The organism is Variovorax sp. OK605, from assembly GCF_900115445.1.
Taxonomy (GTDB): Bacteria; Pseudomonadota; Gammaproteobacteria; order Burkholderiales; family Burkholderiaceae_C; genus Variovorax.
Map to the genome: position 1 here is coordinate 194,580 of NZ_FOWL01000008.1, position 12,720 is coordinate 207,299.

Annotated in this window: 4 protein-coding genes; 1 reads left to right on the forward strand and 3 read right to left on the reverse strand. The window is 70.2% G+C overall.

Translation table 11 applies throughout. From position 1 onward, the window contains the following. Positions 1–41: 41 nt before the first annotated feature. Positions 42–3,560, forward strand: coding sequence for a DNA polymerase III subunit alpha (gene dnaE, locus BM013_RS21770; RefSeq protein ID WP_093129733.1), 3,519 nt, complete (start codon positions 42–44; stop codon positions 3,558–3,560). Positions 3,561–3,596: 36 nt separating this feature from the next. On the opposite strand, the gene BM013_RS21775 is transcribed toward dnaE, so the two are convergent. From BM013_RS21775 to BM013_RS21785, 3 genes are all read right to left on the reverse strand, one after another. Next, positions 3,597–8,870, reverse strand: coding sequence for an AAA domain-containing protein (locus tag BM013_RS21775; RefSeq protein ID WP_093129734.1), 5,274 nt, complete (start codon positions 8,868–8,870; stop codon positions 3,597–3,599). Further along, the gene (locus BM013_RS21780) at positions 8,867–10,099 is read right to left on the reverse strand and encodes a SprT-like domain-containing protein (RefSeq protein WP_093129735.1); all 1,233 of its coding nucleotides are present in this window, start codon (positions 10,097–10,099) and stop codon (positions 8,867–8,869) included. The genes BM013_RS21775 and BM013_RS21780 overlap by 4 nt, the downstream gene beginning before the upstream one ends. 84 nt (positions 10,100–10,183) lie before the next feature. Continuing rightward, the gene (locus tag BM013_RS21785) at positions 10,184–12,718 is read right to left on the reverse strand and encodes a TonB-dependent siderophore receptor (protein ID WP_218153678.1); all 2,535 of its coding nucleotides are present in this window, start codon (positions 12,716–12,718) and stop codon (positions 10,184–10,186) included. Positions 12,719–12,720 lie beyond the last annotated feature (2 nt).

Here is a 12,720-nt window from a genome sequence, read left to right on the forward strand (position 1 = left end):
GTCAACCCACATCGTGGAGTGCCGCTTTCTACAATGGCCGGATGTTTGTCCACCTGCGCCTGCACACCGAATTTTCCGTCGTCGACGGCACCAACCGCATCGATGAAGTCGTCAAGGCCGCGGCCGCCGACAACCAGCCCGCGCTGGCCATCACCGACCTGAACAACCTGTTCGGGGCCGTCAAGTTCTACAAGCAGGGGCGCGGCAAGGGCGTGAAGCCCGTCATCGGCGCCGAAGTGTTCGTCGACGGCCTGGGCAAGGAGCCCGGCGCGCTCACCCGCATCGTGCTGCTGGTGCAGAGCACGGAGGGCTACCTGAACCTGTCCGAGCTGCTGGCGCGCGCCTGGACGCAGAACGTGGGCCGCGGCCAGTCGCAGGCGGCCTGCAAGCTCGAATGGATCGAGGAACTCTCGGGCGGGCTGATCGCCCTGTCGGGCGCGCAGGCCGGGCCGCTGGGCCAACCGCTGCTGCAGGGGCAGGGCGAGCGCGCCGCCGAGCTGGCGCTGAGGCTGGCCGGCATCTTCACGCACCGCTTCTACATCGAGCTGCAGCGCGCCGGCCGCCCGGAAGACGAGCCGCACGTGATCGCCGCCGTGAAGCTCGCGGCGCGCCTGAAGCTGCCGGTGGTCGCCACGCACCCGGTTCAGTTCGCGGCCCGCGAAGACTACGAGGCGCACGAGGCGCGCGTGTGCATTTCCGAAGGCGAGATCCTGGGCAACCCGCGCCGCGTGCGCAAGTTCACCGACGAGCAGTATTTCAAGTCGACCGCCGAGATGCAGGCGCTGTTCGCCGACGTGCCGAGCGCGCTGGCCAACACGGTGGAAATCGCCAAGCGCTGCAACCTCACGCTGGTGCTGGGCAAGCCGCAGCTGCCCGACTTCCCCACGCCCTTCGTCGCCGACGGCGTGCGCATGCCGATCGACGACTTCTTCCGCCAGGAATCCTTCGAGGGCCTGGAGGTGCGCCTGAAGCACCTGTTCCCCGACGAAGCCAAGCGCGACGCCGAGCGGGCGCGCTACGTGGAACGCCTGGAGTTCGAGATCAACACGATCCTGAACATGGGCTTCCCCGGCTACTTCCTGATCGTGGGCGACTTCATCAAGTGGGCCAAGGAAAACGGCTGCCCGGTGGGCCCGGGCCGGGGCTCGGGTGCTGGCTCCCTGGTGGCCTACGCGCTGAAGATCACCGACCTCGACCCGCTCGAATACAAGCTGCTGTTCGAACGTTTCCTGAACCCCGAACGCGTCTCGATGCCCGACTTCGACATCGACTTCTGCCAGGGCAACCGCGACCGCGTGATCGACTACGTGAAGGACAAGTACGGCCGCAATGCCGTGAGCCAGATCGCCACCTTCGGCACCATGGCCGCGCGCGCGGCCATCCGCGACGTGGGGCGCGTGCTGGACATGAGCTACATGTTCTGCGACGGCATCAGCAAGCTGATCCCGAACAAGCCCGGCATGTCGGTCACGCTGCAGTACCCGCCCGAGAAGAAGATCGAGGGCGACAAGAACAACTACGCCATCGAGATGGAGCCGCAGCTCGCGGAGCGCATCGAGAAGGAAGAAGAAGTGCGCATGCTGGTCGAGCTCGCGCAGAAGCTCGAAGGCATGACCCGCAACATCGGCATGCACGCCGGCGGCGTGCTCATTGCGCCGGGCAAGCTCACCGACTTCTGCCCGCTCTACCAGCAGCCCGGCAGCGAGTCGGCCGTGAGCCAGTACGACAAGGACGACGTGGAGGCCATCGGCCTCGTGAAGTTCGACTTCTTGGGTCTCGCCACGCTCACCATCCTGGAGATTGCGCGCGAGTTCATCATGAAGCGCCACAAGGGCCAGGAGAACTTCGCGTTCGAGAACATTCCGCTGAAGGACGCCGCCACCTACCGGCTGTTCTCCGACGGCAAGACCGAGGCCGTGTTCCAGTTCGAATCGCGCGGCATGCAGGGCATGCTGAAGGACGCGCGCCCCACGCGCCTGGAAGACCTGATTGCGCTGAACGCGCTGTACCGCCCGGGCCCGATGGACCTGATTCCCAGCTTCGTGGCGCGCAAGCACGGCCGCGAAGACGTGGAGTATCCGCACCCGGCCGTGGCCGAGATGCTGTCGGAAACCTACGGGATCATGGTCTACCAGGAACAGGTGATGCAGACCGCGCAGATCCTGGGCGGCTACTCGCTGGGCGGCGCCGACTTGCTGCGCCGCGCCATGGGCAAGAAGAAGCTCGAGGAGATGGCCGAGCACCGCGAGAAATTCCGCGCGGGCGCGCTCGCCACGCACGGCATTCCCCAGGACAAGGCCGACGAAATCTTCGACTTGATGGAGAAGTTCGCGGGCTACGGCTTCAACAAGTCGCACGCGGCCGCCTACTCGCTGCTGGCGTACCACACGGGCTGGCTCAAGGTCCACTACACGGCCGAGTTCTTCTGCGCCAACATGACCGTGGAAATGGACGACACGGACAAGCTCAAGCTGTTGTTCGAGGACGCCCAGAAGAACTTCGGCATCACCTTCGAGCCGCCGGACGTGAACCGCGGCAACTACCGCTTCGAGCCGGTCACCGACAAGGTGATCCGCTACGGCCTGGGCGCCGTGAAGGGCACGGGCCAGCTCGCGGTCGAGGCCGTGGTGCGCGCGCGCGAAGAGGGCGGCCCGTTCAAGAGCCTGTTCGACTTCTGCGTGCGCATCGACCGCCAGCGCCTCAACAAGCGCACGGTCGAGGCGCTGATCAAGGCCGGCGCGTTCGACGCGATCCAGCAGAACCGCGCCTCGCTGATCGCCTCGGTCGACCGCGCCTTCGAATTCGCCAGCGCCACGGCGGCCAATGCGTCGCAGGTCGACATTTTCGGCGACGCCGAGCACGGCTCGGCCACCGCCGAGCCCGACATGGTCGATGCCACGCCCTGGGGCGTGAAGGAGCGCCTGACGCTGGAGAAAACGGCGGTCGGCTTCTACCTGTCGGGCCACCTGTTCGACGAGGTGTCGCACGAGGTGCGCCGCTTCTGCAAGCGCGAGATCGGCGACCTGCTCGACAGCCGCGACCAGCAGGTGATTGCCGGCATCGTGAGCGACTTCCGCGTGATCAACGGCCAGCGCGGCCGGCTGGCGATCTTCAAGCTCGACGACAAGTCGGAATCGATCGACGCGACGGCCGACGAGGCGCTCATCAACGCCAACCGCAACACGCTGAAGGACGACGAACTCGTCATCGTCAGCGGCCGGCTGCAGCCCGCGCGCGGCGGCTTCGAGGCGCGCTTCCAGGTGCAGCAGGTGTGGGACCTGGCCACGGCGCGCTGCCGCTTCGGCAAGTTCCTGCGCGTGGCGGTGAACGGCAAGGCGCCCGACATCGCGCGGCTCCTGAGAGACTTTCCGCCGCGCACCGAGCAGACCGAGGTGGGCGACCTCATCCAGGGGCTGCCCGTGCGCCTGTCGATGGCGCGCGCGGGCGCGCAGGTCGAGCTGCAACTGGGCGAGCGCGCCAAGTTCTTCCCGACCGACGCGGCGCTCGCCAGCTGGACCGCGCAGGCGGAAGCGGGCAAGGCGCTGATCGTCTACGACTGATCGGCGCCCGGCGCTTCTTGCGCCGCGTGAAGCGCCTCAGCGTGCTGCGCTGACGCTTCCGGCCTTTGCCAGGGCCTGCTCGATCTGCTCGAGCACGGCCTCGGGTGCATGCAGCCAGTCTTTGGCCAGCACCTGCTGCACCTGCCATCCGAACGCGCCGAGGATGCGCGGGCGTGAGACATAGCGCTCCAGCACGTTGCGGTTCTCGTAGTGCGTGGCGGTGTCCACCAGGATGCCCAGCGTGTAGTTCGCGCTGCCGGTGGTGCGCACGGCCAGGTCGCAGCGAAAGCGCGACTGGCCCACCTGCTCGTCCACCGTGTGGCCGCGCGCGCGCAGCGCCTCGGCGATCTGCGCCGTGACATCGTCCGCGCGCGCATGCCGCGCCTCGTTGCCGGCACCGCGCGTGAGCGGGTTCATGCCTTCGAGCACGCGCCGCGCCGTTTCCGCGTCGCCGCGCGACTGGCACTCCGCATAGCGCAGGAAGTTCTTCAGCGCCGCCGCGCCTTCGTTGTGGTCGTTGGTGATGGCCTCGTGGCGAATGGTCGAGATCACCGCCATGTGGTGCCGCGCGCGGCTGAAGATCACGTTGAGCCGCTTCTCGCCGCCGCGCTGGTTGATGGGGCCGAAGTTCATCAGCATGCGGCCCTCGGGGTTGGGGCCGTAGCAGATGCTCAACAGGATGATGTCGCGCTCGTCGCCCTGCACGTTCTCCAGGTTCTTGATGAACAGGCCGCAGAACTGGTCGTCTTCTTCCCGCACGTACTCGGCCTCGAGCCGCGCCGCGAAGTCGGTATCGACCGCGCCCAGCGCATTGAGCTCGTCCTCGATCTCGCCTTGCTGCGCTTCCGAGAACGCCACGATGCCCAGGCTGCGCCCGGTCTCGCGGCGCAGCAGCTCGCGCACCAGCTGCGCGATGTGGCGCGCCTCGCCGTCGTTGATGCGGTTCTCGTACACCGCGTCGCTCACGCGGTGGAAGCTGATGGCGCGCGAGAGCAGCGCGTCGACGTGCGCCTTCACCGATTCCTCGGACGGGCTGCGCGACTGCACGAGGATCTCGCCGCGCTCGGGCGCGGGCAGGCTGCGGTCCGGAATGGTGTACAGGTTGCCCGCATAGAAGGCTGCGTTCGAGAAGCCGATGAGCGACTCGTAGCGGCTGCGGTAGTGCCAGGCCAGCAAGGTGGCCGGCAGGTTGCGCGCGCCCTGGTTGAGCAGGCTGTCGGCGTCGAGCACCACGGCGATGCGGTCGCCTTCGCCATCACCGCCATCGTCTTCGTCCGCGACCGACACGGTGTCGTCCTCGGGGTCGCGGCTCGACGAGAAGAAGCTGGTCGGCGGCAGCTGCATCTCGTCGCCCACCACGATGATCTGCGGCGCGCGGTACAGCGCGGGCACCGCTTCTTCCACCGGAATCTGGCTGGCCTCGTCGAAGATCACCACGTCGAACAGGTCGGCCGCCAGCGGCAGCGTGTCGGACACCGACAGCGGGCTCATGAGCCAGATGGGCTTCATGTCGCGCACCACGCGGCCGGTGTCGCCGCTGGCCAGCTCGCGGATCGCCTTGTAGCGCATGGTCTTGCCGAACTCGTGCTCCAGCTCGCGGCGGCCGGCGTTGTAGCTCTTCTTGAAGAGCTTGCCGTCGGCGTCGAGTTGGCTCGCGGGCAGGGCGCTCTTTTGCACGTGGTCGCGAAAACGCTGGCGCACCGCGGCGGCCAGTGTGCGCGCATTGCGTTCGAGCAGCTGCCGTTCGGCGTCGCCCAGGCGCTGCGCATGGCGCGCGAGCGTGGCGCTGTCGAAGCGCGGCAGCCAGCGCTCGGCGCGGTACACGCGCTCCAGGCCTTCGCGCGCAATGGCGAACTCGATGGCGTCGGGCGGCAGCCGCAAGGTGCGCAGCGCGGCGGCCACGGCCGGGTCGGCATCGGCCAGCTCCTGCAGCGGCTGGAGCACGGAGGGCAACGCGTCGGCCTGCTCGCGCAGCGTGCGGGCCAGTGGCTCCAGCGCGCCCAGCGGCTGGGTGGACGCGTCGACGACCAGTTCGCGCCACAGCGCATCCAGCGTGTCGGTGCGTGTGCCGGCGGCGGCGAGCTTCTCGACGCTGCGCGCGGCACCGCTGAGGGCATCGGCGCGCAGATGGGCCTGGAACTCGGCGCGCAGGCTGGTGCTGTCTTCAAGGCCGCGCATGCTCTGCAGCTGTTGCGCGAAGGCTTCGGCGTCGGTGCAGCCGTAGTCGGTCTCCATCTGCTTCGCCTGCTTCTGCAGCGCGGTGCGCGCGGCGTGTTCGGCCAGCAGTTCTTCGAGGATCTGGCTCGGCTGCGGCCGCACGGCGTGCCCGGCAAAGTTGTAGCGGCGCTTGAGCTCGCCCGACAGCCGCCACCACGACGGCTGCAGCCAGCGCAGCAGCGAGCCCTGCTGGGCGCGCGCTTGCGCGAGGCCGGCTTCAGTGTCGCCGGGCGCGAGTTTGTCGCGCCAGTGGCTGGTGCGTTGTGTCGCGTCGTCCAGCGCCTGCTGCAGCGTGCGGCGCTCGGCCAATGTCGAGCCGAGTGCGAGGCTGCTGGGGTGCGCGGCGTCGAGCAACGCCAGTTGCCCGCGCGCGGCCAGCGCGGCGACGCGGCGCGCGTCGGCCACCACGGCCAGCGCGTCGCGCCACAGCGCCTTGCTGTCGGCCAGCGCTGGCCATGCGTCGGTGAGCGCATCGCGGCAGGCCCCGCTCAGCTCGGCGGCGCGCTCGCTGAGTTCGACCAGCCATGCCAGCGGTTTCTCCTGCCTCAGCAGCGACGGCGCGAGCTGCGCGAACACATGCTGCGCCAGGCTGGGCGCGCCCAGGCTTTCGGTCACCGCCAGGTGCAGGCGCGACACCAGTTCCGCATGCCTGCGCCATGCCGCGAAGGCGGGCAGCGCTTCGGCCTGCAATGGCGTGAGCGCGGGGTCGTGCGTCTTGAGCGCGATGAGCCGCGACACCAGTTCGCGCAGCGTCACCGCGATGTGCTCGGGCACGTCGCGCATGGCGGCGTCGAAGCGTTCGAGCGCGCGCAGGTCGAGGTCCATGGCGTCGAGCACCCGGGTGCGTTCGGTGGATTCCTGCGACAGCGCCTCGGGCGCTTCGAGCCATTGTTCGTAGGTCTTGCGCAGGTTCTGCACGAAGGCCTTCTTGTCGCCCTGCGAGTCGTGGATCATGCAGCAGAGCTCGTCCAGCCCCTGCTGGCGCAGGCGGTGGAACACCACGTCGATGGCGGCGCGCTTCTCGCAGACGAACAGCACGCGCTGGCCGCGGCCCACGTAGTCGGCAATCAGGTTGGTGATGGTCTGCGACTTGCCCGTGCCCGGCGGCCCCTGGATGATGTAGCTGGTGCCGGTGCGCGCGAGCGCCACCGCGGCGGTCTGCGTGGCGTCGGCCTGCACCACGGGCCATTGCTGCGCGAGCGGAAGCACGGGCGGCGTCTCGGCATCGACCTGGCGCGGCTGCAGCGAGAACACGCGGTCGAAGGCTTCACTGGCCAGGTCCGATTCGGCCAGGCCCGAGTAGTCGCGCACCAGCGACATCTTGCGGTGATTGAAGTTGCCCAGCGTCACGGCCGTGAGGTCGATGTCCCACTGGTACGGGTTGCCGCTGCTCTCGCGCAGCTCGAGCGTCTTGCGCTCGGTTTCGGCGGCGGCATTGGCGGCCATCTGCGGTGCGCGCGGCACGGGGCGGGCGCCGACGGCGTCGCGCAGGGGCAGCGGCACCGGTCGCACGCGCGAATGAAAGAGCTGCAGCCCGAGCGGGCGGAAGTCGTCCTGCGCGTAGCTGAAGTCCTGCGAGGCCACCGGCAGCGCCGAGGGCGTGCGCACGCGGGTGCGGCGCTTGAACTGCTCGAGCCGCTGGCGCGCGCGCTGGTGGATCACCGCGATCTCGGGCTGGCGCACCAGCCGCAGCTGCACGCCGGGTTCGCTCTGCGCGATCTGGGTCGACAGCTGCGCATGGAACTGCTCGAGGGTCGTCTCGCGCAGGTCCACCGTCTCGGGCAGCACGATGCCGTAGAGCTGGCGCAGGTGGTGGCGCAGCGTGGGGTTCACCTGCGCCTCGCTGGCGCTGGCTTCGAGCAGGTACTGGTCGCGCACGCCCTTCTTGCGCGTGAGCTCCACCGGCAGCATCAGCAGCGGCGAGGCGATGCGCTCGGCCCGCTCGGCATCGCCTTCCTTCAGGTTGTGCCAGCGCAGGAAGGCGATGACCAGCGACAGCTGCGAAAAGCCGTACTCGGAGCGGTCGCGCCGCGCCTCCTGCAGGATGCGGTCGAGCGCGCCCGGCAGGTAGGGCTGGTCTTCGAAGCGCAGCCAGCGCGCCAACGGCACCGGGTCGCAGCTGGCGATGTCGGTGGCGAAGCGGCCGTCCCACACGCAGAGCTGGTCGACGCGGATGCTGTTCATGTCGACCACCAGCGGCACGCTGGCGATGGTGAGGTTCACATGCGCCTGCGTCGGCTTGAAGTACAGCAGGCGGTTGCGCCGCGACAGGTCGAACAGGCGGTCGCGCAGGTGCAGCTGGATCGCTTGGCGGCGCTGGCCCGCGCCGTCCCGGGCCGGCGCGATGCGCTCCAGGCCCAGGTCCAGCGGCTGGTCGCGGTAGGTCTCCAGGCGGCGGATGACCGAAGGCAGGTCGCGCGCGCGTTCGTGCCGGTTCAGCGCGGTCATCTCGAAGATCACGGCGGCCACCACCGGGTGCAGCCGGCGGTTCAGCTCGAACAGGTTGCCGCGGTGGGCGGCGAAGCGGGTCAGTTCCTCGCCGACGCTGAAGTCCAGCCCGCACGACAGGCTGGCCAGCACCTGGCCCAGGCACAGGATGTCGCTCAGCGCGTCGTGGTGGGCGAAGCGCAGCTCCCACGCGGTGTAGCCGGGCAGGTAGACCGGACGCGCGGGCACGGCGTCGGGCGCGGCATCGGCCATCACCTCGAGGTTCTCGAGCGAGACGCCGGCATCGGCATCGACCGTGACGCGCTGTTCGCCCACCACGCGCAGCACCGAGGCGGCGGGCTGCTCCAGCGGCGCGATGGCCTCGAGGTTGCGGCGCGGCTCGGCGCCTTCCGGCTGCGCGAGCGTGAGCGCCGGTACGCCGGGCGCGTCGGTCGTGCGATAGGCGAAGGCGCTGCCGAGCGCGGCGACCTTGCCTTGCTCGTGCAGCGCCGAGACTTCGCGCAGCAGCGGCAGCACGAGGTGGAGCACGTCGTCGGTCTGCAGGCCGCCGTGGGCTTCGGCGGTGTCGAGCAGCTGGAGCAGCGGTGCGGTGAGTGGTGCAGCGAGTGGTGCGGTGATCGGTGCGGTGGCGTTCGGTGAATTCATGCGGCGGCGGCCTGTGGGCGTTGGGTGGCGGCCTTGTCGAGCAGGGCTTCGGCTTCGCGCTTCACGCGCGTGAGGCTGCGCTTGGGAAAGCGCAGGTCTTTCACCACGCGCTGTTCGAACGGCTCGGCGCAGCCCAGCGCGTCGGCCAGGCCCAGCGCGGCCGCGAGGGTGACGTCGTCGAGCTCCGGGTCGGCGGCGACGAAGTCGACCAGCACGCTGGCCAGGTAGCCGTGCAGGCCGGCGGGCACCGCCTCGGGCGGCGGCATGGCGGACGTCGGCGGCACGAAGTCGGGGAAGAAGCGGCGCGCATGCGCCAGCAGCGGCTCCGATTGCAGGAAGGGCCGCTGCAGCAGCTGCGCGATGGCGCCGCGCGTGAGCGCGCTCACGCGCTGCTGGCCGAGCATGTCGAGCGTGGCGAGGTCGAGCGGGCCTTCGAGCGCGGCGGCGAGCCATTCGTCGGCGTCGGGCTGGCGCTCGGTCCACAGGCGCAGCGCGCGGGCGCGCACGAACACCTCGGGGTGGCTGACGCCGCGTGTCTGCATGGCCGGGTCCGCGCAGATCTCCTCGGCCTGCGCCAGGTAGCTCGCCACGTTGACCTGCGCGAGGCCGGTCTCGATCTTGATGAGCGCGCTCACCGCGGGCTCGAGCGCGCCGCCGCAGGCCACGCAGCCGCCGCGGTCGGCAAAGGCCTCGGTGTAGAGCGCATGGCGCCGCGCGGCCTGCAGGTGGCTCGCGTCGGCGCGCGGGTCGCCCGAGGTGGCGTGCAGCAGCCGGTCGACCACGTGGTGCTTGCCGCCGTCGCGTTCCCACAGCAGGTAGTGCGCGAGTTCATGGCCGATCACGGCCTGCAGCTCGGGCCCTTGCAGCCGTTCGAGCAACGGGCCCGACAGCACGATGTGCGCCTCGCCCGGCACGACGTAGATGGCCGCGTTCATCGCGCTGCCGCTGCCCGCCGGCGCCTGGTAGAGCGTGAGGGGTGCCGTCACGCCCAGGCGCTGCGCCGCGAGGCTGGCGTTGGCGTGCAGCTCGGGGTGCGCGCCGGCGTCGAGCCGGTACGAGCTGCGCAGCAGCTCGGTGCGCACGGCGGTTGCGTGTTCTTCGCGCGCCTCGGCGGACGCGGCCCAGCGCCAGGCGTCGGCTTCGTGCGCCTGCAGGTGCGCGGCCAGGGCCTGCTGGTAAGGCAGCGGAGCGAGGTCTTCGAGGCGAACGGCAGGAGAGGTGTCGACCATGTCAGGGGCGCCGGTAACAGAGTTGCCGACGATCCTAAACGAGGGGCCCGGCCTCGCGGCCGGCCCTTTTCCCGCGCCTCTTGCCTACCAGCTGTAGCCGGCGGTGAAGTACACGCTGCGGCGTTCGCCGTAGTAGCAGCCGGTGGACGACAGGCAGGTGGCCACGTAGGTCTTGTCGGCCACGTTGGCCACGTTGAGCGCGACCCGCACGCCCTTCAGCGCGGGCGACTGGCGGCCCAGGTCCCAGCGCACGGCGGCGTCGAACAGCGTCACGCCCGGAATGCGGAACAGGTTCGCGTTGTCGCCGTAGGTGGCGCTGGTGTGGCGCACGCCGCCGCCCACGGTGAGGCCGGCCAGCGCCTCGTTCTGGAACGCGTACTCCAGCCAGAAGGCGGCCTGGCGCTGCGGCACGTAGGCGAAGCGGTTGCCCTGGATGCTCACGCCCGAGGCGTTGGGGTTGGCGCGCGTCACGCGGCTGTCGGTGTAGGCGTAGGAGGCGATGGCGTCCAGGCCCCTGAGCACCTCGCCGCGCGCCTCGAGTTCGAGGCCGCGCACGCGCACCTCACCCGTTTGCTCGCTGAACGCGCGGCTCAGCGGGTCGGGCGTGAGCACGTTCTGCTGCGTCAGCTCGTAGGCGGCCGCGGTGATCAGCGCCTTGGTGCCCACGGGCTGGTACTTCACGCCCACTTCGGTCTGCTTGCCGGTGGTCGGCTGGAACACGTTGCCCTGGCGGTCGGTGCCGGCCGCGGGCTGGAACGAGGTCGAGTAGCTCACGTACGGCACCACGCCGTTGTCGAAGCTGTACATCAGCGCCGCGCGGCCGGTGAACTTGCCGTCGCGCTGGTCGGCCGTGGCAAGGCGCAGCGGCGCCATGGTGAGCGTGCGCGTGTCGGTGATGGCGCGGTCCTGGCGGCCGGCGAGCACCAGGCTCCAGCGGTTCCAGTGCATCTGGTCCTGCAGGTAGAAGCCGGTCTGGCGGCGCTGCTGGTCGATGTGCGTGGCGACCGACGGCACCTGGCCGCTGTCACGGCCGTACACCGGCAGGTAGGCGTTGAACGGCGTCGTGATGATGCGCAGGTTGGTCTCGTCGAACGACGACTTCTCGTCGGAGTAGTCGACGCCCACCAGCGTGGTGTGGCGCACCGGGCCGGTGTGGAAGTCGGCCTGCACCTGCGTGTCGACCGTCAGCAGCCTGGCCGTTTCGGGGAAGGCCCACGCATAGCGCAGCAGCGACGACGGGTTGCAGGCCGCCAGGCAGACGGCCTGCACGCGCTGCGTGTACGCGTCGACCTTGCCGTAGCGCAGGTTCTGGCGCAGCGTGAAGGTGTCGTCGAGCTTGTGCTCGGCCTCGTAGCCGACGAAATGCTGGCGGTTGTTGAAGCGGTCGTAGCCGGGCTCGCCGACGAAGGCGCGCGTGGGCAGCGCGGCATAGCGGCTGGTGTCCAGCGTGCCGGCCGAGGGCAGCGCGGGCGCGCCGCCGCCGCCGGGCGAGTCGAGCGTCTGCCAGTGGGCCAGCAGCGTGATGCGGGTGGCGTCGGAGGGGCGAAAGGTGAGCGAGGGGGCGAAGTAGCTCTTCTTCTCGGACACGTAGTCGTATGAGGTGTCGGCCTCGCGGTGCAGGCCGACCAGGCGGTAGCTCCACACGCCGTCGTCGTCGATCGCGCCGCCGAAGTCGAAGGCCGTCTGCCGGCGGTTGTGGCTGCCGAGTTGCACCTCGACCTGGCGCACGGTCTCCAGCGTGGGGCGCTTGCTCACCATGTTCACCAGCCCGCCGGGCGTCGACTGGCCGTACAGCACCGACGACGGCCCCTTGACCACCTCGACGCGCTCCAGGCCCCAGGGCTCGACGCGCGGCTGCGAGTAGCCGCGCGCGCCGAAGGGCAGGCGCAGGTTGTCGAGGTAGCGCGCCGGCGGCGTGAAGCCGCGCAGCGTGAGCCAGTCCAGCCGCAGGTCGGTGTTGCCGTACTGCGCGACGATGCCGGGCGTGTAGCGCAGGCTCTCGACCAGCGTGGTGGCGCCCTGCGAGTCCATCTGGCCGCGCGTGACCACCGAGACGGACTGCGGCGTTTCCAGCAGCGGCGTGTCGGTCTTGGTGCCGCCGGTGCTGCGCTGCGCGACGAAGCCCTTGCCCGGGCCCTTGCCGCTTTCTTCCTCGGCGCTGGCGGTGACGGTCACCGGGGCCAGCGAGGCGGTGCGCTGGCCCGTGACGCGCACTTCGGACAGGGTGTCGGAGGTCTGGCTGCGTTGCAGGGCGTACACGTTGCCGGCGCCGCGCACGGCCTGCAGCCCGGTGCCGGCCAGCGCGACGGCAAAGCCCTCGTCGACCGTGAAGCGGCCGCGCACGCCGGAGCCGGCGAGGCCGGTGGTCAGGGTGGCGTCGCTCGACAGCAGGATGCCGGCCTGGCTCGCGAACTGGCTCAGCACGGTGCCCAGCGGGCCGGCGGGAATGGCGTAGTCGCGCGCGGCGGCGGGCTGTGTCTGTGCCATCGCGGGCAGGGCCTGCACCGCGGCCACCACGGGCAGCACGGCCATGGCGCCGCGCAGGGCGCGCGCGAGCTGGCGCGAATGACGCGGATGGGAGGGACGGCGGTCGGAGCGGTTCGGCGGGAGCACAGGCATGG

Bases quoted from the DNA above. Each gene is read 5' to 3' on its own strand.
- BM013_RS21780 (WP_093129735.1), bottom strand. From the start codon at position 10,099: ATGGTCGACACCTCTCCTGCCGTTCGCCTCGAAGACCTCGCTCCGCTG.
- BM013_RS21785 (WP_218153678.1), bottom strand. From the start codon at position 12,718: ATGCCTGTGCTCCCGCCGAACCGCTCCGACCGCCGTCCCTCCCATCCG.
- BM013_RS21775 (WP_093129734.1), bottom strand. From the start codon at position 8,870: ATGAATTCACCGAACGCCACCGCACCGATCACCGCACCACTCGCTGCA.
- dnaE (WP_093129733.1), top strand. From the start codon at position 42: ATGTTTGTCCACCTGCGCCTGCACACCGAATTTTCCGTCGTCGACGGC.